Here is a 25,181-nt window from a genome sequence, read left to right on the forward strand (position 1 = left end):
GTCTCAAACCTAAGTAAGCGCAAGAGTTTGACTTCTGACTTCTGACTTCTGACTTCTGACTTCTGCTATAACTTGCACAGGAGCAATTGTTCCAAATTTCCCCCCGCGCCCTAACCGCTGAAGCTTACATACTACCGAATACGAATCGGAAGGTTATAGGTTCGAATCCTATCAGCGGCGCTATTTGCCGCTGTAGCTCAAATGGATAGAGCATCATTTTATTAAAAGCTTTACTGACTTGCGCGGGGACCCTAATTCTAGTGGAAATCAGCTGCCATAACTAAACAACTTTAAAATTAACCGATTCACCTTCGCGCCCTGACCCGGAAAGCTTTCATACTCGCCAAATGGAAAGGCACTTGACTCTAAATCGAGAATATACGGGTTCAAATCCCGTGTGTGATACAACAGCTTTCTGAACTTGCGCGAATTGATTCAATCTTTTATAGCAAAGGGAACAGGGAATAGGGAACAGGGAGTAGGGAGTAGGGAGTAGGAAGTAGGGAGTACGGATTAGGAAACAAAATTATCACAATTCATTCATTTAGGATTCCTAAATTACTAAATCATGACACATCTAATTAGTTATTAATTCTTGTTTTTTATTAGCTTAATATCCCCGATTAATGAGTTAAAGAAGCTAGTATTAGCTACCATTGTTATAATTATTATTGGCCTTATTTATTCTTGACTGGATGTAACTATGTCTGTTAATAATTTATCTTTATCGAGTATTTGAATTTGAGAAGCCGAAACAAGGCTACTAAACTAGTGGATAATATTTACAATATTTAAGGTTGATTTTTAGTAAACCTTCAACCTTAAACCAAACAACCTTCAACCTTAAACCAAACAACCTTCAACCTTAAACCAAACAACCTTCAACCTTAAACCAAACAACCTTCAACCTTAAACCAAACAACCAAACAACCAAGTAAATTATAGATTTATCCAGAAATTACATAGGACCATAGGAGGTGAATCCTATGAAAACTGAAGAGCGTGACCTGCGTTTAGAATTACTAAACAGTTTATTGACTACACCCCATCGTAAGCTGGAGCAAGTAACAGAATTGCACCAACTGATGGTAGAAATTGACCCAATTTTTTATGGTCACTTAGCCGTTTGGTACGAAAATCACGGGGATGTCCGTGACCACAAAGAAGTGTTTTTAGGTCATTTGTTGACTAGCAATTTGACTGAACACCGAGATGCTGGCTTTGTGATGCTGCAAAAATTCCCACCCTACCAGGTGGCACGAGTAGTGGATTTTATGAAGCAGCAGCGCAATAAGGTGCCTCGTTCGGCTCGGACAGCAGTGCGGCGCTACCTTAAAACACGGGAAAAGACTCCAGCCTTGTTTGACCGAGCAGCATTGCGGGGTCGAAAGGCGATGAAGCATCTCTATGCTAGTTTACATATTAAGCCTAGCCCTAGAGCAGATGCAGTCTTATTTAAGGATCATCCTCCAGAAGGTTCCTTAGCTTGGATACTCAAGCAGTTAGCGAAAACGGAAACTGCTGCTGAACAGGCGCAATTGATTGTTGAACATAAGATTCCCTACACCATCGCCATTGGTGCTGTGCGCTCTGTCACTCCTACGGTGTTGGTAGCACTAATCAATTCTATGACACCCCAAGAGGTAATTAATAATCTCAAATCCCTCCAAGGGCGGGGTGCGATGGAACACCCACAGGTCAAGGAGTTGATTGAGGCAAAGCTAGAACAGGCACAGACAAGCGATCGCGTTTCTGCGTTCAAGGCACAAGTTGCTGCTGAAGCTGCTCAGTTAGATACTCAAACTCTTGCTAAGTTAGAACAAGTTACCAATCAGCAAGTAAAGCGCAAGGGTACCATTACCAAGCCCACTGCTCTACTAGTGGACAAGTCCGGTTCAATGGACAAAGCCATTGAAGTTGGTAAGCGGCTGGCAGCCCTAATCTCTGGTATTACTGAAGCTGAGCTGTTTGTCTATGCCTTCGATAATATGCCTTACCCAGTTAAGGCTCAAGGAAAAGAGTTGAGTGACTGGGAACGTGCCTTCAGGCACATCAAAGCAGGGGGTGGAACTAGCATTGGTTGTGCTTTAGAAGTAATGCGCTCTCGGAAGCAGGTGGTTGACCAGATTATCTTGGTTACCGATGAAGGTGAAAACACAGCACCTTACTTTGGTAAAGTTTACAAGACCTACTCTCGTGAATTGGGATTGATGCCCAATGTGATTATTGTCCGAGTTGGTTACTCCTACGACTGGGTGGAAACTACACTGAAGCAGCAAGAGGTGCCAGTAGAAACCTTTACCTTTGCTGGAGATTACTATTCTCTACCAAACCTGGTTCCACTGATGACTCGTCCGTCACGGCTAGAGTTACTGATGGAGATTCTGGAGACACCGCTACCGGTGCGAGATGATAAATAGTCGCGATCATTTGAATAAATTTTAAGAACTTGTGTGCCCTAACAGCCAGAGCTTACATACATTAGTACGAGAGGAATAGTACCGTTACTCTAACGTAGCGGGCGTGAAGCGAGGAAGGCGCAAAGAACCCGGAATGTGGGCTTAGAAGTAGCCATCATTTAAAGAGTGTGTAGTAACTCACCGGCGGAGTTCCTTTTAAGTGACGAACGCTTTGGCTCTGGCGACTTGCACATTAATTAATACAATCGAGCAGGATCATGGCAAATATCCTCGACCTCATCAATCAAATTGCTGCAAAGGAAGCGCAACTGAGTGACAATCAATTCCTCGCTCCCTGTGTACGTGGGGGACGGGTAAGAACTCGTGTTGCTGGAATGATTTATACATTTTCCCCTAAGCCTCGTAACTTTGAAGGATGGGGTATTTTTCAGCCAGTCAACGAGAAAGTGGCAACTGTGGTGGAAGAGCCAGATGTGTTTCAACTTGATGAGTATTGGCAACTGCTCCAACCGTTGCGTTTACGACTAGCTTATCAATTGTCGGGAAAGACCTGGCTAGGATATCCGGTGAATGAATCCGATGCTCGTCAGCGCTTTGGCACGGTTAAACCTATTCCTATCCATCTGGTAGAGGGCGGGGTAGCCTTTGAACAAGTGGTAGCTCGTGGGGATGGTAAGGCTTGGTGGTTTCAGCAGCTTGACCGTAAGGGAGATCCTTTACTAGCAGAACAACTTAGAGAACAGTTAAAGCAAGTAATATCACCTGAAGAACTGGATTTAAAGGGGCTGACACCGGAAATCAGAATAGTTTATGACTTGGTAACACAACAGATTGTAGACTTTAAAGATAAAAGCCAGCATCAACGGGATCACAGAAGGCTGGAGCAAGCTTTGGAAATGGGTGGGGGAGCACTGCAACAGTTCCATGACCGGGGAGAATTCTGGCAAGTGCGCTGGAGCACTGCTGACGGTAAACACCACATATCAGCGATATCTAAACAGGATCTGACTGTAATCAGTTCTGGGATTTGTCTGAGTGGACGCGATCGCGATTTTGATTTACAGTCCTTGGTTGGCGTGATTGAGGCACGAGATAATCGGGATTAGGATTATGTCAATTTTTTTCCACGAACAACTCTACCGTACCTCCCAAGTCATGGCTCAGTTACGTGACTACCCCGTAACCGTGTGTGGTGCGGGAGCACTTGGAGCAAATATTACCGAAAATTTAGCTCGTTCAGGGTTTGGAAAGCTTAAGGTGATTGATTGCGATCGCATTGAAGAACGCAATCTTTCTACCCAACCCTACTACCGCTCTGATATTGGTGCCCATAAAGCCAAAATCCTGGCCCATTCCCTCTACCAAGCGGTTGGGGTAAAATTGGAGGCTAAGGTTAAGGAATTAACTACAGCTAATACCAAACAATTACTGAATAATTCTACTTTAGTCATTGACACCTTTGATAACAGTGTCGCTCGTCAAGCCGTAAAAGATTACTGTGATAATTCCCAAATCCCTTGTCTTCATGTTGGGTTAGCAGAAGACTACAGTGAGATAATTTGGAATGAAAATTATCGAGTTCCTTCCCCAGTTAATGATGATGTTTGTGATTATCCATTAGCTCGGAATTTAGTGCTGATGACTACAGCAGTTGCTACTGAAGTCATCATTGAATTTATTAGCACAACCAAAAAACTAGATTTCACCTTCACCTTGAGAGATTTAACTATCAAGGCCATAGATCGCAGTTCTTAATTGGGTGATGGACTTTCATTCTAGGGAGTAGGGAGTAGGGAGTAGGGAGTAGAGGGAGTAGAGGGAGTAGAGGGAGAGGGTTTTAGCACTGCATCGCTTAAAACCCTCTTTGCTATTGCCTATTGCCTCTTGCCTCTTGCCTTTTGCCTCTTGCCTCTTGCCTTAAAAGGATAAGTAATATCCATAAAATGTTGCTGAGAATTGCTATATCTCTATTAATTCTTTATCCATCAATTTAGGATTAGTATCAACTAACTGTCTTTCAATTTCATCCCGGACAATTTGACGATATTCAAGAAAGTGTTCGTTGTGAGCGCATAGAGTAAGGTAATGTTCCCACACACCTGGATTATGCCTGAAAATACCAAATAAATGATGCCAGAATTTCCAGCGAGTACTGCGCTTAAACCCTTGCCGCCAAACTACAGTCGCCAGAGCTTTCAAATCTACCAAATCCGGCATTTTGAATGGGGCTTTGCATTTAGGGGGGCCAAGCTTTAAAAAACATTGATAGGCACGGTCTATATAGCGCTCAGGTTCGTATAGCGTCCAGAATGCTTCGATGTATTCTTGAGCAATCTCCTCAATGGGACGAGTAGGAACAAAGTTCATTAGGGTGGTTTGATTGATATCTTTTTTAGTGTTATCTCGCAAACGCCCTTCTTTTTCTAAGCGATTCCACAGAGCAGTATTAGGTAACGCCTGTAACATGCCAAACATGGCTGTAGGGATAGCAGCCTGTTCAACAAAACTAATAATACGGGAACCTGCTCCTTGTTTCTCTCCATCAAAACCAATAATAAACCCTGCCATTGGTCGTAATCCCGCACGGATTATTTTATCTACATCATCCGTTAGAGAGCTGCGAGTGTTTTGGTATTTTTTGGTTAGTTTAAGGCTTTCTTCGTCTGGTGTTTCAATCCCTAAAAAGACAGCATCAAAGTTAGACTCCACCATCAAGTCCATCAATTCTGAATCCGCAGCTAGGTCTACCGATGCTTCCGTATTAAATCGGAAGGGATAGTGATGGTCTTTTTGCCATACTTTTAGCTCTTTCAGAAGTAGCTTAACATTACGCTTATTCCCAATAAAGTTGTCATCCACCATAAAGATACCACGCCGCCAGCCTAATTCATAGAGATAATCCAATTCCTTGAGAAGCTGGGCTGGTTCCTTTGTTCTCGGTTTGCGGCCATAGAGAATAATAATGTCACAAAATTCGCACTGAAAAGGACATCCCCGCGAAAACTGGACTGACATTGAATCATAGGCATCAAGCTCTAACAAATCATAGCGGGGAATCGGGGTTTGAGTGACATCGGGTTTTTCTGTAGTGCGAAAGGTTCCACTAGTTTCTCCCCGCTTTAAAGCCTCTACAAACATCGGTAGGGTGATTTCTCCTTCATCTAGGATGAGAAAATCCACCCCTGCCTTCTTTCCTTCTTCTGGTAAAGACGTAGGATAAGGTCCCCCAAATGCTACTAATTTACCACGTCGTTTGGCTTCTTTAATTTGGTTTAGGGCATCCGTTTTTTGGACAATCATCGCTGAGATTATCACCAGCTCTGCCCATTCAAATTCTGCTTCGGTTACGTCTCGGATATTGCGGTCAACAAGTTTAAATTCCCAGTCTTGAGGTAATAATGCAGCAACAGTAATTAGACCTAAGGGTGGCAATAAAACTTTGCGATTAACTAATTCAAGGATTTTGTCATAAGACCAAAACGTTTTGGGAAATAAGGGATACAGTAATAAAACTCGCATTTAGAGAAATCCTCACACACATGGCCATAGAGCCTATAGCGATCTTACATCTTAATTAAGTAAGCTATCAGCTATCAGCCATCAGCTATCAGTCATTAGCTATCAGCTATCAGTCATCAGCTATCAGTTATAAGCTATCAGTCATAAGCTATCAGCTATCAGCTTATGGGTTAGGTCACAGGCTTCTAGCCTGTGCCACGCTACTAGATCGGTGTTTTTGAATAAAATGACCATGATAGCTGACCACTGACTGCTGACCGCTGACCACTGACCACTGAATGCTTACTGGCTGAAGGGGTGTCCAGTTCTATTGAGCTCCCAACTTGGCTAAAAAATTATCAGTAAATGATGACAGGTAATAATAAACGAATGCCTAGGCTAAGTTCAAGTTAATAAATCTAGTCTAGGGTTTGAATGACGGCTGCAATTATTCACTACCCTTAGGAGCTTAAAAGGCTGCTTGTTACCCCCTGAGGTTTAATTACTTACTCTGGTTAGTCTGCTGGTAAGTCTGCCAAGACAGTTTTACGATTGCCAGATTCCGCCATAAATTGTTCCTGCGTTTCCGGTCAGAGTTTTTATCCTCAGAGCGGTCCGTGTCAGAGCGGTTGATTGCTGCGAGAATGCGATCGCATTCTCTGGTGCTAACTATACTACAACCCTGGGTCAGTAAACTATCCACTGAAGTACCTCTACCCTCAGGAGTATACCACTGTGAGAACAATGTGGCCCTGTTACCGTTGGGATAATTCCAATCTGACCCCGATGTGGCCGTTTCACCGTTGGGATAATACCAACCTGACCACCCTTTTACTCTCTGACCGTTGGGATAATACCAATTTGAAGCCCATTTGGCTGTTTTTCCATTTTGCCAGTATAAGGTAGACCTCTGACCTTGCCTAGGACGTTTGCAGGTAACCTGTTTTAAACCTTCAATCATACCCACAAAGCTTTTTGCGTCTTCTGTCATGCTGGCTAGTTTTGCCATGGCGGTCAGGTCGAAGCAATCTTCAGAAGAATTTAGTGGTGACTCAATACTTGATGAAGGTAAGTTATTATTTCCACAGTATTTATCTTCTAGGGTAGCTAGATTATCCCTATCTAAGTTTTCGCGAATCGCCAAGCGACGGACAGCACGAATCTCCCTACATTGATTAGATTCAGCAGATACGTTATTAGTTCCTAAGCCAATAGTACATAGGGTTAACAGTGATAATAACACTCGAATCGGATATTTCATGGAGATGAATCTTCCTCAAGATATCAATAATCTGAACAGCCAGGATTCTCAAAGACCCTGACTTCTCACTGACTACTACAGACGTTGGATGATATCAAAAGTTTCACCATTGAAATAATCTTGGTCGCGATTCAATTTTAAGGATTGAGCTGTCAGTTATTAGCTATCAAAAGTTATGTTTAGGGACTTATAGCAGTTCTCAATAAATTTAGTATAGGGTTTTAATTAGGGCTCCAATTATTCACTAAACCCTACACCCAGTGCTAAGCTAGGGACCGACACCCTTAGGAGCTTAAAAGGCTGCTTGTTACTCCTTGAGGCTTAATCTGCTACTCTAGTCAGCCTGTCAAGAATTTGCATGATTGACAAATCCCGCAAGAAATTGTCTCTGCTCTCGGTTTCATAGCGGTTCGGGTCATAGCGGTTCAGGCTATAGCTGTTCCGGTCAGAGCGGTTGATGTGTGTGAGGATGCGATCGCATTCTGTGGTGCCAACTATACTACAACCCTGGCTCAGTAAACTATCCACTGAAGTAGTCCTACCCTTAGGGGTATACCAACGTGACCCCAATTGGGCAGTCTGACCGTTAGGATACTTCCACGAACCTGATGACCCGAATTTGGCAGTCTTTCCGTTGGGATACTTCCATTGTGACCCGACTTTAGCAGTCGTTCCGTTAGTATACTTCCATTTTGACCCGAATTTGGCAGTCGTTCCGTTGGGATACTTCCATTTTGACCCTGATTTGGCAGTTTCCCCATTTGGCCACTCTAACGAAGACCTCTGACCTTGGCTAGGACCATTGCAGATAACTTGCTGTAAACTTTCAATCGTACCCAAAAAGCTTGTTCCCTCTTCTGTCATGCTCGCTAGTTTTGCCATGACAGTCAGGTCGAAGCAATCTTGAGAAGAATTTCGTGGTGACTGAATACTTGATGAACGTCGGTTACTCTGTCCACAGTACTTATATTCTAGGGTAGCAAGATTATCGCTATCTAAATTTTCGCTAATCGCCAAGCGACGCACAGCACGAATCTTCATACATTGATTCGATTGAGCAGATACGTTATCGGTTCCTAAGCCAATAGTACATAGGGTTAAGAGTGATAATAACACTCGCATCGGATATTTCATGGAGATCAATCTTCCTCAACACATCAATAGTCTGAACAGCTAGGATGATCAAATGGCCTAGCTTCTGGCTGACTACTACAGACGTTATATGATATCAAAAGTTTCAGCGGCGAAATAATCTTGATCGCGATGCCAAGGTAAGCATGGAGCTGTCATAAAATGCTGTTGCATAAAAAATTACCAAAAGGCTGAGAAGTATATAGCCATGTGTCCAACACTGAACTTTTGGGAGAGGTCAAGGTACTAAGTATGATGCTGGAATAAAGTGTTAATTCAAGTGTCAAGTTAGCATACATCATCCTCTGATAGTTCATTACCAGGACTTATGCCAAATTGGGTAACAAACGCAAACGCACTTATATAGTATGGTGTGTTATCAACGCACCCTAGCGGCAGAGTTTATGGGTAAGTCCTGAGTAATTGACACAATTGACCGATGATTGCGGTAATCTGGAGTAACACGAAACATGCTAAAAACTATACTTATCAACTCTCAAACCAACGAGTTACAGGAAAAAACCCTGAAACCGAAAACTGGGATTCAAGGTGAGTATATGATTGGTCGTCACCCGAGTTGTGACCTACTTCTGGATAGTCCTCTAGTGAGTCGTGTACATGCCAGAATCCTATGCCTTGGGGGACAGTATTACTTTGCTGACCTCGGTAGCACCGATGGCTCTCGGATCAATAATGAGGAGATAGATGTTAACCAGAACTGGCTCCTGAGGGAACAGGATATTATCCGCATCGGTGACTTTGTCCTGCTGGTCAAAGAACTACAGCAGTATGATTCTAACCAGGAACAGAACCTAGTGGTAGATGACAATAGCACTGGGATGAAGCGGTGGACTAAGGGTGAGATTACTGTCCGCTGTGTGCAGATCATTGATCAGACCCATGATGTCAAGACCTTTCGCTTTGTCGCCGACCCGCCAATGTTGTTCAGCTACAAGCCAGGTCAGTTTGTCACTCTGGATTTGGAGATTGATGGCAAACCAGTGAAGCGTTCCTACTCCATCTCTTCGGCCCCCTCACGTCCTTATACTTTGGAAATTACTGTCAAGCGAGTTCCAGCACCAGCCGATACTCCTGATGTTCCAGCGGGTTTGGTGTCTAACTGGTTGCACGACAACATCAAAGTTGGGTCCGAGGTGAGATTAAATGGCCCAATGGGGAAATTTACCTGTGCTGACCATTCTGCTAATAAACTGCTGTTCATCTCAGCAGGTAGCGGGATTACTCCGATGATGTCCATGTCTGAGTGGCTTTGTGACATTGGGGCTGATGTGGATGTGGTCTTTGTCCACAGCGCTCGTAGCCCAAAAGATATCATCTTCCGTCAGAAATTAGAGTTGATGGCGGCTTTGTACCCTAACTTTAAGCCTGCTATTACCACGACTCGTCCAGAACTCGACCAAGCTTGGTGGGGTTATACCGGAAGACTTAATCAAACCATGGTGCAAGAGATGGCTCCTGATTTTCGCGATCGCATTGTTTATGTCTGTGGTCCGAATCCCTTTATGGCAGGGGTGAAAGCCATGCTAGCCGGTCTAGACTTCCCGATGGAGAACTACTATGAAGAGAGTTTTGGTGGCAAAAAGCCCTCAAAACCCAAAGCAGTAGAACAGACTACTGAACCAGTCAAAGCAGAAGATCGTCCTAAACTGCAATTAGTTAAATCACCGTCAACCTCTAATGAACCGACTATAGTCTTTGCTAAGTCTGGGAAAAAAGTCACCTGTGATCCAGAGGATGTGATCCTAGATGTGGCGGAACAAGAAGGATTGGCATTACCCAGCGGTTGCCGCATGGGAGCCTGTGGTGCTTGTAAGCAAAAGCTTCTAAAAGGGAAAGTAGAGTATGACGAGGAACCTGATGCTCTCGAAGAGGATGAACGGAACGAAGGTATGATTTTGACTTGTGTGGCTCATCCTGTAGGAGAAGTAGTAGTTAGCGCGTGAGCTAGAGCAGTTTTCAAGTGGGTGAGGTACTTTCGTTCTAGGTTTTAGGGAGTCGGGAGTCGGGAGTCGGGAGTCGGGAGTACCTTATACATTATCTGTTTTTTTACAACAGTCATCTTTTCCCTTTTTGTTACATAAGGTGAATTCTTTATTGGCGCACTTTGCATCTAGTTTTGCGTAACTTGCTAGTGAAATTTCCCGCTTCTTTAGTATAAAATGAAACTGAATCGACATTCAAGCTTGAATTGTCATAGTCAAATCATCAAAATTAGTTTGAATCCAAAATGAGTAAGACAATTTTAATTACAGGAGCAAGCAGCGGTATTGGAAAAGCAACTGCAAAATTGTTCCAGGAAAAGGGTTGGAACGTGGTTGCGACCATGAGAACTCCAGAAAAGGAAACAGAACTAACCACCCTTGATAATGTGTTGGTGACAAGACTAGATGTTTTAGACCAAGATTCAATTACAAAAGCCGTTGAGCTAGGCATTGAAAAATTCGGCAAAATAGATGTTTTGGTCAACAATGCTGGTTATGGTGCTTTTGGCCCTTTAGAAGCAACCCCCAGGGAAAATATAATAAGACAATTTGATGTTAATGTTATTGGTCTATTGGATGTAACCAAATAAATTATCCCCCATTTCAGACAAAATAAAGATGGTATTTTGATTAATATTTCATCGATTGGTGGCAAAATGACCTTTCCATTATTTTCATTATATAACGGGACTAAATTTGCTGTTGAGGGGATTTCCGAAGGTCTGAGTTTTGAAATGGAGGCAATTGGCTGCAAAGTTAAAATTGTTGAACCAGGAGTGATTAACACGGATTTTGCTGGTCGCTCTCTTGATATGAGCAACGATGAAAGCCTAACTGAGTATCAAGAATTAATTGGTAAGCTGTTCAATTCGATGGAATCTTTGGCTGAGCAGGCTTCTGAGCCTATTGTTGTCGCTAACGTGATTTATGAAGCAGCAACAGACGGCACTGATAAATTGCGATATACTGCTGGCGAAGATGCCAGGATGATGGTAGCTAATCGAAAAGAATTGGATGATAAGACCTTTATCCAAGGTATTAAAGAGCAATTTGGCATCTAGTTCAAATAGAGGGTTTATCCTGAAGGGGCGAGGAAATAGCCTGGAATTATTGGTATGTAAAGCTAGTATAATTTTGTGCTATAAAAAGGGGCGTTGCTGCTTCAAGGAATGGTATAATAAAAAGAAAACCATTCCTTGGATAAGCAACGCCCCAGAGGTAACCAAAGTCCCTTCAGCCATAAAAAAATAAAGCACAGTCTATACAAGGGTTTAGAGTGCAGTGCTTTCAGCCAGTATTAGGTATATTGCTCATCTGCGGGAAAACCAGACCAGTTCCCCTGTGAGCTACTCCCTCTCCCCTTTTAGCAGTTCGCGCTTATTAATCAAATTCAGCAGCAGTTAGGGAACAATCTCCCCATAGCCACCTTATTCCAAAGCCGAAGGATTGAAGAGTTAGCAACTATTCTCCACCAGTCGGAAAATTATTCTATCATCTGTGATTAAAAGATGTCGAATATTGGCTTTGCGTTAAAATGACAATACCCGGTTTTGATGAAAAAGGAAACCTACCACCTGGCATACATTGGACTACATGGCTAGAATTTCAAGAGCGTTTTGGTACTAACGTAACGCGGTTACGCCAGATAGAAGGACTCAAAAAAGCAATGGAGCAATTAAAGGCAGCGGGATGTAGAACCATTTATATCAATGGCAGTTTTGTCACAAGTAAGCCCAGACCAAATGATTATGATGCATGTTGGGATACAGAAGATGTGGATGTAAATTATCTCCTTACTCATGCACCCAGATTACTCAATCCTATCGACCGCGATGCACAAAAAGCTATCTATAAAGGTGAGATTTTTCCTTCAGAGCAGCCAGTGGGCATTTACGAGATGAACTCCCTAGAATTCTTTCAAAAGGATAGGAATAAAAACGCCAAAGGAATTATTGCTATAGATTTATTGAGGTGGGAACCATGATTAAAAATCAAAGACAGTATGACTACAGCCAAGAATTAGTTCGTCAATTTGAATCTGACTTATCTGTTTATGACGCTCAAGATGAAGATATCAAAAAAAATGATTGTTGGTGGAAGATTAAGCGCGATTCATTACAAAGTCATCTTAATGCTTTAAAAGCCGAAGTTGCTGAATACGAAACCCTCATCAACCATGACGATCGTACTCCAATTGTTCTGAAGCTTGATGATATTAACAATTTACCACAACTTATTATCAAAGCTCGAATAGCTGCTAATATAAGCCAAAAACAACTGGCGGATATCGCTGGTTTAACCGAGGAAAAAATTATAGAATATGAAGATAAAGACTACCAAACAGCGAGCCTTATAGATTTTTTGTTTGTCCTTGATGCCATGAATATTAAGCTCCAAAAAGGTGAGTTTTTAGTTCCTTTAGATACTCTCATAATAACCCCAATCACCGCAGGATAATTGATGGGTAATACGTCTAGTGAAACCTCTCAATCAATTGGGTGCATTCTGACAGGGAACGAGGCATGGGAGTCTTATGTAGTCACCCCGTGAGGTAAAACATACATCTTCTAAGCGTGAACTAATTTTTTTTACCCAAACTATAGGGAATACAGAGAATGTTTAAAGGTATTTGATTAGTTGTCTCTAGCTATGATAAAGAACGGCCTCTAATCCCCTAACCACAATCAATTCAGCCGTTTCTTCTCACCGCCACTTTTTTTGGTGCAACATCTGAGTTTTACCCAATTCCAATTAGTATAACAGTAGCGCTAGATACACATAAGTTTTACTGTGCTGCAACTAAGGCAAACGGTTGTGATAAAATCATATTGGCTTAATAAAAAAAAAGGAAGTATTTGATGAAACGTCTTTTTTCCTTGCTGCTGTCAGGAATCCTGATGGTCTCTAGCACGCTATTGTTGGGTATCGCCGTCGCTGAGGGCGTTGCCCCCGGTCAAGCACAAGCACTGGTTGAAGAAAGTTTGCCTGAAGTAAGTCTGGCTGAAGAAAGTCAGACTGAAGAAAGTCAGACTGAAGAAAGTCTGGCTCAGTGTTTTTACAGTCGAGTGAGTCAGGGTAAAGATGTGAAAGAATGTGACTCGGTTTTAGAAAAAGAGCGGAACGCACTCAAATCTGTTGAACTTAAAACAGCTGCTCGCTGTTTTAAACTCCAAAATATGGTGGAAACAAACAAGCCTGAATATCTGAGGCTTTATGACGTGAGGAATTGCCATTTATTCATAGAAGACAGTCCGTTTTGGACTAGTGTTTACTATGGCGATGATGACTCTCCTTGTAAATACAATTCGCTTTATAAGGAGTACGTCTGCGAATAATTGTTCCTCCGATCGCACTACTGTCTGTGTATCATATCAAACCTAATTTGTGGGCAGATTATCTCAGTCAAGAGCTTAAATATATCTATCTCGTTAAATCTAAAATTAATTTAGCTTTTTAATTCATTAGATTTTTCGACCTCAGAGTTAGAAGAAGTTTTGCTTACTCCCTTGAAAGTTTTAATGGAACAGCCAAAATGTATTAGTGGGTTGTCGGGAACTTTGGACAAGGTAACTTCGGCTCAGGGTAAAAGAATTGACCCAAACAGGATCAGAAACGGGTTACCAATCGGTAACCCATCAGTTACCTATCGGTTGGGATCATGCCACCTTCAGCAATGACTCCTTCAAGCGAGTTTGGTCAAACCCGCGCTGATGAAGCAGTACCCAGGATTCAATCAAATCAGGACCATTGACATCCCCAGTTAGTGCAGCACGAAGCGATCGCATAACCAATCCTTTCTTGACCTTTTGCGCTTTTGTGACTTGGTTAATAATCTGCTTAGCTTCCTCTGGACTCAGCTGTTGGTAATTACCGAGTTGGTCAAGAATAGCTTGCACCACCTCACTAGCACCAGCTTTTTTGAGCTGCTCTACTGCCTGCTCAGTGTACTCAACTGACTCAGTAAAGAACATCCGAGTCATATCTACGGCTTCTGGCAAGCGAGTCAAACTTGGCCCAATCATGGCAGTCAACCGTTCCAACCAAGGGCGATTTTCCACAGAATCACAGTTGTAGCCAGCACTTTCCCAGTAGGGGATTAGCAAGTCCACTAACTCAGATGCACTCATCTGGTGGATATATTGACTATTAATCCAATCCAGCTTAGCCCAGTCAAACTTTGCCCCAGCTGGGTTCACCCGTTCAAAACCGAACTTTTGAGCGGCTTGAGCCAAAGTAAAGATTTCCTGAGTAGAGTCAGGGGGAGACCATCCCAGCAATGTCATATAATTAACCATCGCCTCAGGGGTAAAGCCCATGGCTTTGAAGTCAAAAATAGAGGTTACACCATCGCGCTTGGATAGCTTCCGTCCCTCATGGTTAAGAATCAGAGGTGTATGGGAAAATTCTGGGACTACACTCCCTAGGGCTTCATAGAGCAAAATCTGTTTAGCAGTATTAGCAATATGGTCTTCACCGCGAATGACATGGGTAATATGCATATCAATGTCATCCACCACCACAGCTAGGTTGTACAGAGGCTGACCGATCTCATTCTCTTGAGATGCCCTAGCAATCACCATATCACCCCCAAGGTCACTGCCTTTCCAGGTGACTTTACCTCGGACTAGATCATTCCAGACAATCTCGCGGTCATTATCAATCATAAAGCGGATCACCGGCTTGCGCCCTTCCGCCTCAAATGCTGCTTGTTGTTCTGGTGTCAAATTGCGATGGCGATTGTCATAGCGAGGGGCTTCTTTTCTTGCCTTTTGAGCTTCCCGCAGTTGTTCTAGTTCCTCAGCTGTGGTGTAGCAGCGATAAGCCAATCCCTGGTCTAAGAGTTGTTGAATAGCAGCACTATAAAGGTCAAGACGTTGGGATTGGAAGAATGGTCCTTCGTCCCATTCCAGTCCCAGCCAAGTTAAACCATCGAGGATGTTTTGGGTATATTCCTCTCGCGATCGCGTTTGATCGGTGTCTTCAATGCGCAGAATAAACTTACCGCTGTGGCGACGGGCAAATAGCCAGTTAAATACAGCGGTTCTAGCGGTACCAATGTGTAAATTTCCGGTTGGACTTGGGGCAATACGGACTCTAACTGTCACAGCTGATTGCTAAGAACCTAATTACTATTGTCTTTTCGTCTCTATTGTACCTGCAACAATCAACTACTCTTAGCTAGATCATGTTTAGGATCATCTTTAGGAGGAGTCGATAGTATCCTACATTTTTTCTACGGGACTGACGGGGCTCGAACCCGCAACTTCCGCCGTGACAGGGCGGTGCTCTAACCAATTGAACTACAGTCCCAATCTCCGAGCCATTTACTATTATTATGTATGACTGGTGTATTTGTCAAGGCTTTTTTTTAAAAAAACCGAAAAATACTTTGAGCAGTCACCTTAGACCTCTGAGCTCTCAGCCGATTTGCCTTGAGCTTACCCTCGACCAATGACCGAAGGCTCAGTTTATGGCTGGAACCAGTATAACCTATCCCAGCGCTAACGCAATAGGGTGGGCTAATCACGCACCCTAGGGCTCACTATTGTTTTTTCAAGACCAAAAACCTTATGTACTGCTATGGCATAATCACCGTTGTCTGTTGGTATTGGAGACTTTTGAGATTAAAATTGCCTCTGAAGCTGTTCTGCTGAATGGATAAAATCGTTCCAGGCTAAGAATTAATAGGAGCATCAAAACCTGTACTGGCCAAGGTGCCATAGCAAAACCAAATATTAGACAGACAATGGTACTGCCTACTCCCAATAGGCGAGGGATTTCGTGAGAGACTCTCCAAGATATCAAGATGCTCCCTAGGGCAGTTACCAGAAGAATTAGAAAAAGTGGAAGCATATTAATCACCTGTTATAAAAGAAATTCTAGACTTCAATAATTTCCAGACCTCTCAATACCAGACCTCTAAAAATTATAGAGAGGGCTCCCCTCCATCCAATGATGGCGAAAGCCCCCTTTAGATTTAATTTAGCATCTAGCTATACATTTTGTGTGTAAGCTAGAGCACAAAAGCTAATAACTTAAGAAATTGTTGCATAACTTCATGCTAAGTTTTGAAAGTTAATAGTATTGGGCAAAGTGTTGGGCAAAGTGTTGGGCAAAGTGTTGGACAAAAAGTTGACTAGCCACTGCTTGAGGTGATATGTAGCGCGGCAGTCATCTTCATTGTAGCGCTGGATAATTTCGAGAATAGAGTGATTGCCTGTTTTTAACCACTGGTCATACAAACACACACATTCGGAGCCAGTCATATCCGGATCGCGCCACTCAAACCCCAACCATCTAGCCAGATTTTTCAGAGAATAACTCTCCACTGGCATGGTCACAGTATCAATAACTATTTGATGAACATCCACGAAACGATCTAGCAGGGGTCTAACTATATGTCGTGGAGTTTGGTAAAGGGTTGCTAAGCGCTTGACCGTATCAACTTCATACTTGGAAAAATGGAAGATTGGGGCATCTGGATAACGCTCAACTAAGTCTAGAAATTGTAGCCAGATGAATCCTTCTTGCCAAGAATGTTCTGCGAATAGGTTATGGAAGGTCTCAGTTTCAGTGCGTCGATCAATCACCAACACCCCTAGCAAATACTCCAGGGGCAAATCAGGCTGTGCTTCAATATCAAAATAAAGCTCAACAGATGCTGTTGGTAAAGAGTTTTGATTCGGGAGGTCTGCCGAGATTTTGGCATTACCATTCCCTCGCTCTAGTTGTTGGTATTCAAGTATACTAAAGTAGTGTTTGGGATAGAGCAGCACCCGGTTTTGTACCTGAGATTGGGCTTGCTGCACCAGCTGGAAAGCTACTAAGCTACCAAAGCTTGGCTCTAATTCACTAATTGTGGACGTGGCTAAGGATTCGATTGTGGTTACTCCCAAAGCCTTCAAATCCCGATAGCGGCTGGGTGTTACTCCAGGCAATAGGGAAATGTGCTCTACAGATTTAGCGATCGCATAACAACTGTGATACCAACAGCAAAGACTACACCGCTGACGGGAAATGAACACCTCTGGTTCTTGTCGCTGCAATAGAGTCTCAATACATTCCGATAGCAGTTGTTCCATCAGTGGCACCCATCGTTCTATTACCACGGTGTAGGACTTTTGGTTACGCAAAATTAATGAGGCAGTGCTGGGCCACTGTCCTTGTACTGCTGCTAACAGCTGAGCACGAAAAGCGGTAAGGATTTTATACTCTGGCTTGGGCCGTTTGCTGAGCTTAATGGTGGTGGGAACATAGATCCAATCACCAAAATTAGAACGTCCCGGCTGTTTGACTAGCAAATCAGGAAAACATAGCAATGTCACCCCGTCACCAGTTGGCATCAACAGTACCCCTCCAGAAATGTACTCTGTCCCTTGTTGCATTAGTTTCAAGGTGGCCTGTGCAGCAGCGTGCCAATCTGTTCTGCGGTAGCGGGGTGAGTGGTGGGGCACAGTAGCCAGAATCTGTTGTTTATGGTCTCGGCTTTTCTGTTGCAGTTTCAGCCGAAAATCTGAGGGTGGGTCTTGCTCTGTGGGATCTCCATAAATGTCCAAAAAAGCCCGACGCCGACAGCGTTTGTAATCTAAAAGTAATGCGTCCGTCAGCAGCATAATTATAGTTTCAGCTAACCCGTCATGGCTGGTAACACTCGCCGCTCCGGTAAGATGTCACCAGCCATGCAGGATGAATCAATCCGGTCAACCCGGATTGATTGATCAATCCAGGGTTTATCCCGCTTTTATTAATTTATGTAAATTTACCGAAACATTGACTGAGCAACCAGGGATTACTTAACAATTATTTACATAAAGGCTTGATTTAATTTTACCGAATCCCACCGCCCAAAAGTCTAGTAATCACGGGCTTTGGCTTTCTAATCAAGGGGAATCAAAGCAAGACTGGCAACGGAATCGACTCTGGCAAAAAAAACTAATTATGACACCGCGCTGGTAAAATCTTTATAAAAGATTAAATCTTTAAGAGATCACTGTAAGAGTCTATCAAAAACAGGAGAACACAAATTGACTTACTCAATCTTGCTTGCTGCTGCATCTGCCGTTCCCAACACCCTGGAATGGAGTCCGACAGTCGGAATCATCATGATTATCTGCAATGTCCTAGCGATTGCATTAGGAAAAGCTACTATCCAGAATCCTAGCGCAGGGCCAGCGTTGCCTATGCCTGAGTTCTTCGGTGGCATGGGTTTTCCCGCATTACTAGCAACCACTAGCCTCGGTCACATCATAGGACTAGGCACTATCTTAGGATTGGCTAACATGGGGATTATCTAGAGCTTAGGAGCTCTAGGGTATAGGGCGAACTGGGATAGTGATGATGGTCAGGTTGATCCAGGGCTGATAATTCACAGCAGATTCTCACCCAGTCACTCGGTCATGCAGTAATCCTAGACACGATTACCCTATACCCGATCTTCTAACAGGTATCCCTGCTTGGCCAATAGTGCTGTACCATAAGCAGCCGCTGTGTGAATAGATGGCAACATCGGTACCATGAGCTGACGCTCTCGAATCCTTGTCCAGGTAGGATTTTTGGCACCACCACCAGCAGTATAGACACAGGTTTTGGGACTTGCTCCGAGCTGTTGTAACAAACGATACCCCCTAGCTTCAATTCGGGCTATGCTTTCAAGGATTCCTTGGAGAAATTCCACGGAATTATCGGGTTTGGGTTCCAATCTTGGGGGGAGATCCGGGTCATTAATGGGAAAGCGATCGCCTGGTCTAAGTAAGGGATAATAATCCAAGGCACTTTCTTGCTCGGGGTCGATTTGAGAGCTGAGACTTTCTAATTCTCTGTCACTGAAAAAGTGTCGTAGTACTGCTCCACCGGTGTTGGATGCGCCACCGGTAAGCCATAAATTTCCCAATCGATGACTGTAAATGCCAAATTTGGCCTCTTCTACACGAGTGGTACTCAATAGTTTAAGTACCAAGGTAGACCCAAGGGAGGTTACCGCTTCACCTGGTTGTTTGGCACCACTAGCGATAAATGCGGCAATACTATCGGTGGTACCTGTACAAACTAGACAATCTGGTGATAATCCCAAGCTGTGAGCTACCTCAGGGGTTACAACTCCTACTGGTGTACCGGGAGCCAAGACGTTGGGTAGCATGGGTGACACCGGTAGCTGTTTGATCCAGTCAGGATAGCACAAGTTTTCAGGATTATAACCAAGCTTTAAAGCATTGTGATAATCACTTATGCCTAGTTTTCCATGCAATAGAAAGGCTAACCAGTCCGCTTGATGGAGGAAGTATAGGGGATTAGTTTCAGCACAGATGTTGCTGATCACATCTGTACAGTCATACCACCAGAGAAGTTTGGCAAGGCTGGAGGTAGCACTTAAAACGACATGGTTGGGAGGAGCAATGGTTCTAAGTTGTTCCATCACAGCTACTCCTCGTGGATCGTTGTAAAGGATGGGTGCATCTACAGGTTGACCGATGCGATCGCATAACAAAACTGTTGCGGAGGTGCCATTAATTGCGATCGCATTAATTTCACCCTTGATTGACTGGGGAATTTGCTCAATCAGGGAAAATAATACCTTCTGCCACTGTGTTGCGGTATCAATGGTGATGGCTTGGAGTGGAAACGGATATTGAGTCTCGGCAAAGATAGTACCAACAGAGTCTATCACTACTGCCCGTGCGCCAGAGGTTCCGAAATCGATGCCTAGATAGACAGTCATTAGGGATTATAGATTAGGGATTATGGATTAGATTATGATGCAACCGTCAACATTCAACCTACCCTAAACCGAATCGCCAAGGGCGAACAACATTAAACCTATCCAGGGTAAACGCATCTAATTTTATGAGTCCTATATATTTCTTTTTATTAAATAAGCACTATATGTGAAAAATGCCTTGTTAACAAGGACAATCAGCCAGGGTTTATTGAGAACTATCCCAGCAATTCTCATGGACCGGTTATATGTATTTCGATAGTTGGGAACATCTGCTCACTTTCATGGTCCAGGGATTGGAGTTAGAACTCCCTCCCAACACTAGTTGATATTTCATACTGAGACTTGCTCGAACTATCCCCGGTTTATTGACAAGATGCGTTTACCCTGTTAACCTCTCTACGTAAAAATCTAAGTAGCTGGGTTCAATTATTCGTAAAATAGCGATTGAGATTCAAAATGGTGAAAACCTCTTGAATAGAGGCTTCCAGCTTCATTCTCGGATTCTGAGTTTTAAGGTTTATTTATGCCCACCTACTTAATTGCTGGAGAGGTCTAATCTACTCAACTATCATTTTTATTGGAACACAGCAAGGTGGAGACTGCTTTAACACGTAATCCAAATCTAGATCTAACTACACTCTTGTCCCCTAACCTGAACGGGGAGAAAGACCCCACAGATCCCCTGATTGGGCCGCGTCCAGATTGGTGGTGGACTGGGCTGCGACCTACAGAAGTCCTACATGCCATGCCGATCCCAAATCTAGCCACCTGCACGCGCCACCAGATTCTGGACTACTTCGATAATGGCTGGCTGATGACCGAAGTTTTGTTGTCAGCACTACAGGGAGAACGGGCATTCCTCGACCCACCCTACCACCAACTTCGTCATCCTCTAATCTTCTATCTATGTCATCCAGCCGTGCTTTATATCAACAAGCTTCGGCTAGCTGGACTCATCCATGAGTCGATTGATCCATACTTCGAGCAATTGTTTGAAACTGGCGTTGACGAGATGTCCTGGGACGATATGTCCAAGAATGAAATGGATTGGCCGTCAGTCCGTGAAGTAGTCGAGTATAGACGGAGTACCTACAAGATTGTCCGAGAATTGATTGAAACCTTGCCCGCCCTGGAAGACGGCCATCCACCTATCACTATGGACAATCCCGCATGGGCACTATTCCTAGGATTTGAACACGAACGCATCCACATCGAAACCTCCAGTGTCTTGCTACAAGAGTTGCCACTGTCGGTTTTGCGTCAGCCAGAAGCATGGCCAAACCTGCATCCTTCAGCATTTGCAGAGAGTCAGACCGTTGAGAACGAGTTAATCGCCGTTTCCAGCAAGACCGTGACCTTGGGTAAGCCTTGGGAAGAACCCTGCTTTGGTTGGGACAACGAGTATGGTTCACGGCAGGTAAGGGTTCGGAGTTTTCAAGCCAGTCGATACTTAGTCACCAATGGTGAATTCTACGAGTTTGTTATCGCTGGCGGATACCAGGAACCCAAATACTGGACAGAAGAGGGCTGGGCCTGGAAGCAAAATCGCAATACTAAATGGCCGACCTTCTGGGTGGCTGATGGACCAGCAGGACTGCACCAGTATCGACTGCGTACGCTGTTTGAGGTGGTTGATCTACCTTGGTCTTGGCCGGTTGCTGTCAACTGGTATGAAGCGAAAGCCTACTGTGCTTGGAAGACTGAGCAGGATAACAGCCCCATCCCTTACAGACTTTTAACGGAAGCCGAACATCATTGCTTGGGCGGGGGCAAGGAGCCAGTTAATTTGAATCTAACTTGGGGATCTCAAACCCCAGTGAATGCTCTACTGCCTAACGAAGCTGGATTTTACGATGTTTTTGGCAATGTCTGGCATTGGTGTGAGGATGATTTCAATCCTTTGGAAGGGTTCCGGGTCCACCGGCTCTATGATGACTTTAGTACCCCTTGTTTCGACGGTGAACATAAGATGATTCTCGGCGGGTCTTTCATAAGTACTGGTGATGAAGCGACCCGGTGGGCAAGGTTTCACTTCCGGCCTCACTTCTTCCAGCACGCAGGATTTAGGCTAGTTCGATCTGATGATGGTGACGCCACCTGCGATGCAGTACTTATTAGTAGCCAAAGCAGTGGGGTTAAAGCCTATGAAGGTGAGAAAATTCTAGCAGAAAACCTGATGCTGCATTATGGGTCGGCTGATGAAGCAATGCCCTACAACTTCGGGCCGAAGGATGCGGTGGGATTTCCTCAAAGCATTGCCACACTAACCTTGGAGAGAGCCGAACACCTGGGAATCAAAAAGGATCGCGCTTTGGATGTTGGCTGCTCCGTTGGCGGCTCAACCTTCGAGCTGGCCAGGGGATTCGAGTCAGTGTTAGGGATTGACCTCAGTGTTACTTTTATTGAAGCTGCACAGACGCTACGTCGCGAAGGCAGACTTGTTTATCGTCGCCGCGATGAAGGGGAAAACACCAGCGAAGCTGAAGTTTGCTTGCCAGAAAACCTAGATCGCAGTCGGGTGACCTTCCGCCGTGCGGATGCCTGTGCGTTGCCCCCTGAACTCGTTGGGTTCGATGTGGTGTTAGGGGCTAATCTGATTTGTCGTCTACCGAGTCCTAGAGCATTTCTCAGTCGGTTGTGCGGCGCACGCGGGCTAGTAAGGTCAGGTGGACTACTGGTACTAGCAACACCGTTCACCTGGGATGAGCGTTTCACGCCACGGGATGCTTGGCTGGGCGGGCATGATGGCAAGGCTTCCTTTGCTACATTACAAGCAGAGCTAAACCGAGATTTTGAATTGCTCGAAACACAGGATATGCCCTTCCTGATCCGGGAACACGCTCGTAAGTTCCAGTATGTTATCACCTTAGTCAGTTTGTGGAAACGGCGTGACAGTTAAAAAATCTCGGAACGTTGGGTCTTCGGTACTTACTGTTATAAATTGATAGTCTAGCACAGTAAGTACCGAAGACAAAAAAAATTTAGAGGATCTTATAAAAATGAACAAATTCAAAGCGATAATCGACAGGGCTAGCAATGAGGCAGATGAGGAACTTAAAACCCTACAGGATCTTGAAATCTTTGTTCTAGATAATTCTGTTCGTGAAACTACTGTGGGAACTGCTCGTGGTCATGTTCTTGAAGATAAAATCAACATCTTAAAGGCTATTGCTGAAACTGAACTCAATGAAGTGATTCTTGGCACTTATGGAGCTAACAGAAACGTTGATGACCAAATTCCAAAACATTGGATTGAGTTGGGGGGATCCTTAGATAATATGTGGGGATTTAGCGAAGCTTACAGTGCTTTAGATAAATATGGAGTTCCCATTGATGAGCCAGCAGATGGATTGTTGGAAATGGTCAACGATCATAAGATGAGTAATGCTATTATCGAAATAGATTTATGTAGTCCTGCCATCAATTATGAGCAGTTCGATCTCAACCAGTTCATTTTAAACCAAGTGGAGTGGGCTAATAAAAATTTGATTCCACGTGGTGAAAAAAAACTCCCTCCACGCATTCTTGTAAATTTAAGAGATTTCGCAAATTTTGAAACCGATACAGAGGGTTTGACCAGAGCTCTACATCTGATTGAATCCTTGGGCAATCTGCCCAGTAATCAGCGTCCCTTTGGACTGATGATTGAGGAACCAACCGGTTTTTTGCTTCCAGAAACTGTAAGCAAACTGACTCGTATTATTCGTGAAACCATGATTTCGGCAAATTGGTCACATGGTAAACTACTGGTTCACGTACATTGTGGTTTTGGCCTTGCAGAGTCAACAGTTTTAGAAGCATTGGCGAATGGTGCTGATGGGATATGGAGTGCCGTTTGCAAGGCCGGGGCAGCTTTAGGGCATTCATGCTCAAGTATTACATTAACAAATCTAGCCCGGCTTGGCAATAAATTTGTAACTCGTACATACAACCTGCCAGCCATTATTAAAGCTGCCCGCAAAGTACATACCATTGCATCAAAAGAACCTGTTCCTAGGGATCAAGAAGTTTATGGTAAGGAAGCCTTCGATCTCGTGTTCGGTGGATGGCATGGATTCATGGGAGATAAAATGGGTGCTGTTGCTAGAATGATTGGTGTTAAGCAAACTATTAGAATCAGTGATTTTGCCAATGCTGAAATGCTAAATCAAGCTATGATTGAACGATTCGGCGAACCAGAAAAAACCGGATGGGATGAAAACTTATGCAAAAAGATGGAAGAAAAAATTGATGAGCACTTACTTCTAGGAAACAGCTTTAACTACAATACCATCATTGGGTTAGCCCAACTGTATGAATATAGTGGAGGATGTATTTCATCATCCATGCTTAAAATTATCACTTCAGATAGCGATATTTCTGATGAACACCCACTTATCATTAGTCTGAAACAACGATGGAAAAAATTGTCAGAAAAAATAAATTCGCCGTCTCATAAAAATCAATAATAACTGACTTCAAATTATAGCATATTTTGGCAAAATCCAGAGATTACTAAAACGATGGAAGAGATACCCATCCATCATTTTCTTGATGATATTTTCACAGGTGTTAATGTCACAGAAAAACCAAGGGAGATGATTTGCAATTTGTTAGATGTTGACGGTAACGGTTATGTATCTTGGCAAGAGTTTGTCTTTCGTTTGAAATGGGCTATACAACAGAAGGGTCTACTCTACTACCCAACACCGGAAGCATTAATTTTGGGAACTTTTGAATTCATCAAACAGGACTTTTCATAGCGATGCAGAGGTGCGACCCGTGGCGAATTTAATTACGGGTCAAGCGCACCTAAGCGGTCTTGGGGAGGCAGCGCGGTCTTGGGGAGGCAGCGCGGTCTTGGGGAGGCAGCGCGGTCTTGGGGGTTCCCCCCACTCGCTATTGCCGTGGTTTCCCCCACTCGCTATTGCCGTTCCACGGGGCAAACAGCGGTGCGGACGCAGGTTCCGCACACAGACCCATGCGCCACTCGCTATTGCCGTGGTTTCCCCCATGAGCGACTGCATCAAGACAGGGAGCATGTCACCTGACTGACGGACACTTTTTTTTGTACATTTAGCAGTACATTTAGGCCCAGGCATCAAATTCCTGAATCAGAGAGAAGGTAATCTTTCGATAGTAGCGGTCACGAGCTTTTTGGGAAGCGAAACAAG

19 protein-coding genes, 1 tRNA gene, 1 pseudogene and 1 other annotated feature are annotated in these 25,181 nt (G+C 43.9%); of the genes and pseudogenes, 12 read left to right on the forward strand and 9 right to left on the reverse strand.

Annotated elements, in window-relative coordinates:
* Window positions 1-986: 986 nt before the first annotated feature.
* From F6K51_RS01725 to F6K51_RS01735, 3 genes are all read left to right on the forward strand, one after another.
* Window positions 987-2,420 carry a vWA domain-containing protein gene (locus tag F6K51_RS01725; protein WP_293017561.1) on the forward strand — a complete coding sequence of 478 codons (1,434 nt, stop codon included), beginning with the start codon at window positions 987-989 and terminating at the stop codon, window positions 2,418-2,420.
* Between the two features lie 113 nt (window positions 2,421-2,533).
* Window positions 2,534-2,616 (forward strand) — a sequence feature (23S ribosomal RNA rRNA prediction is too short).
* A gap of 61 nt (window positions 2,617-2,677) precedes the next feature.
* Window positions 2,678-3,526 (forward strand): hypothetical protein, encoded by an 849-nt coding sequence (locus F6K51_RS01730; protein WP_293017562.1) that lies wholly within the window; start codon window positions 2,678-2,680, stop codon window positions 3,524-3,526.
* Window positions 3,527-3,530: 4 nt separating this feature from the next.
* Window positions 3,531-4,175 (forward strand): ThiF family adenylyltransferase, encoded by a 645-nt coding sequence (locus tag F6K51_RS01735; protein ID WP_293017563.1) that lies wholly within the window; start codon window positions 3,531-3,533, stop codon window positions 4,173-4,175.
* Window positions 4,176-4,379: 204 nt separating this feature from the next.
* Here F6K51_RS01735 and F6K51_RS01740 read toward each other — a convergent pair whose 3' ends face one another.
* The 3 genes from F6K51_RS01740 to F6K51_RS01750 all read right to left on the reverse strand — a co-directional run bounded on the left by F6K51_RS01740 (window position 4,380) and on the right by F6K51_RS01750 (window position 8,313).
* Window positions 4,380-5,939 carry a B12-binding domain-containing radical SAM protein gene (locus tag F6K51_RS01740; RefSeq protein ID WP_293017564.1) on the reverse strand — a complete coding sequence of 520 codons (1,560 nt, stop codon included), beginning with the start codon at window positions 5,937-5,939 and terminating at the stop codon, window positions 4,380-4,382.
* 481 nt (window positions 5,940-6,420) lie between these two features.
* Window positions 6,421-7,179 (reverse strand): hypothetical protein, encoded by a 759-nt coding sequence (locus tag F6K51_RS01745; protein ID WP_293017565.1) that lies wholly within the window; start codon window positions 7,177-7,179, stop codon window positions 6,421-6,423.
* 321 nt (window positions 7,180-7,500) lie between these two features.
* Entirely contained in the window at window positions 7,501-8,313 is an 813-nt protein-coding gene (locus F6K51_RS01750; protein ID WP_293017566.1) for a hypothetical protein, read from the reverse strand.
* Window positions 8,314-8,780: 467 nt separating this feature from the next.
* Here F6K51_RS01750 and F6K51_RS01755 point away from each other — a divergent pair, with 467 nt between their 5' ends.
* Window positions 8,781-10,274, forward strand: a complete 1,494-nt coding sequence (locus tag F6K51_RS01755; protein ID WP_293017567.1) for an FHA domain-containing protein — start codon at window positions 8,781-8,783, stop codon at window positions 10,272-10,274.
* A 44-nt stretch (window positions 10,275-10,318) separates the two neighbouring features.
* Here F6K51_RS01755 and F6K51_RS01760 read toward each other — a convergent pair whose 3' ends face one another.
* Window positions 10,319-10,441, reverse strand: coding sequence for a hypothetical protein (locus F6K51_RS01760; RefSeq protein ID WP_269087005.1), 123 nt, complete (start codon window positions 10,439-10,441; stop codon window positions 10,319-10,321).
* Window positions 10,442-10,558: 117 nt separating this feature from the next.
* On the opposite strand from F6K51_RS01760, the pseudogene F6K51_RS01765 reads away from it, so the two are divergent.
* The 4 genes and pseudogenes from F6K51_RS01765 (at window position 10,559) to F6K51_RS01780 (ending at window position 13,648) form a co-directional block, all read left to right on the forward strand.
* Window positions 10,559-11,374: pseudogene (locus F6K51_RS01765) on the forward strand (SDR family oxidoreductase).
* Between the two features lie 473 nt (window positions 11,375-11,847).
* Complete coding sequence (locus tag F6K51_RS01770; protein WP_293017568.1) at window positions 11,848-12,297, forward strand: hypothetical protein; 450 nt, start codon at window positions 11,848-11,850, stop codon at window positions 12,295-12,297.
* Window positions 12,294-12,770, forward strand: a complete 477-nt coding sequence (locus F6K51_RS01775) for a helix-turn-helix transcriptional regulator (RefSeq protein WP_293017569.1) — start codon at window positions 12,294-12,296, stop codon at window positions 12,768-12,770. Before F6K51_RS01770 ends, F6K51_RS01775 begins: the two co-directional genes overlap by 4 nt.
* Window positions 12,771-13,171: 401 nt before the next feature.
* Window positions 13,172-13,648, forward strand: coding sequence for a hypothetical protein (locus tag F6K51_RS01780; protein ID WP_293017570.1), 477 nt, complete (start codon window positions 13,172-13,174; stop codon window positions 13,646-13,648).
* 321 nt (window positions 13,649-13,969) lie between these two features.
* Here F6K51_RS01780 and gltX read toward each other — a convergent pair whose 3' ends face one another.
* The 4 genes from gltX to F6K51_RS01800 all read right to left on the reverse strand — a co-directional run bounded on the left by gltX (window position 13,970) and on the right by F6K51_RS01800 (window position 17,926).
* A complete protein-coding gene (gene gltX / locus F6K51_RS01785; RefSeq protein ID WP_293017571.1) occupies window positions 13,970-15,418 on the reverse strand; it encodes a glutamate--tRNA ligase in 1,449 nt (482 codons plus the stop codon).
* Window positions 15,419-15,549: 131 nt separating this feature from the next.
* Window positions 15,550-15,623, reverse strand: a tRNA-Asp gene (locus F6K51_RS01790).
* Between the two features lie 279 nt (window positions 15,624-15,902).
* Complete coding sequence (locus tag F6K51_RS01795; RefSeq protein ID WP_293017572.1) at window positions 15,903-16,166, reverse strand: hypothetical protein; 264 nt, start codon at window positions 16,164-16,166, stop codon at window positions 15,903-15,905.
* 203 nt (window positions 16,167-16,369) lie between these two features.
* On the reverse strand, window positions 16,370-17,926 hold the full coding sequence (locus F6K51_RS01800; protein ID WP_293017573.1) for a TM0106 family RecB-like putative nuclease: 1,557 nt from the start codon (window positions 17,924-17,926) through the stop codon (window positions 16,370-16,372).
* 411 nt (window positions 17,927-18,337) lie between these two features.
* Between F6K51_RS01800 and psaK the strand changes: the two genes are divergently transcribed.
* Window positions 18,338-18,607, forward strand: coding sequence for a photosystem I reaction center subunit PsaK (gene psaK / locus F6K51_RS01805; protein WP_075899863.1), 270 nt, complete (start codon window positions 18,338-18,340; stop codon window positions 18,605-18,607).
* A 128-nt stretch (window positions 18,608-18,735) separates the two neighbouring features.
* Here the strand turns inward: psaK and F6K51_RS01810 are convergent, their stop codons facing one another.
* Entirely contained in the window at window positions 18,736-20,028 is a 1,293-nt protein-coding gene (locus tag F6K51_RS01810; RefSeq protein WP_293017574.1) for an FGGY-family carbohydrate kinase, read from the reverse strand.
* A gap of 640 nt (window positions 20,029-20,668) precedes the next feature.
* Here F6K51_RS01810 and ovoA point away from each other — a divergent pair.
* The 3 genes from ovoA to F6K51_RS01825 all read left to right on the forward strand — a co-directional run bounded on the left by ovoA (window position 20,669) and on the right by F6K51_RS01825 (window position 24,770).
* A complete protein-coding gene (ovoA, locus tag F6K51_RS01815) occupies window positions 20,669-22,927 on the forward strand; it encodes a 5-histidylcysteine sulfoxide synthase (protein WP_293017575.1) in 2,259 nt (752 codons plus the stop codon).
* 100 nt (window positions 22,928-23,027) lie between these two features.
* Entirely contained in the window at window positions 23,028-24,476 is a 1,449-nt protein-coding gene (locus F6K51_RS01820) for a hypothetical protein (RefSeq protein ID WP_293017576.1), read from the forward strand.
* A 54-nt stretch (window positions 24,477-24,530) separates the two neighbouring features.
* On the forward strand, window positions 24,531-24,770 hold the full coding sequence (locus F6K51_RS01825) for an EF-hand domain-containing protein (protein ID WP_293017577.1): 240 nt from the start codon (window positions 24,531-24,533) through the stop codon (window positions 24,768-24,770).
* The last annotated feature ends 411 nt before the right edge of the window (window positions 24,771-25,181 follow it).

The sequence above is a fragment of the Moorena sp. SIO3I8 genome (assembly GCF_010692325.1).
Lineage (GTDB): Bacteria > Cyanobacteriota > Cyanobacteriia > Cyanobacteriales > Coleofasciculaceae > Moorena.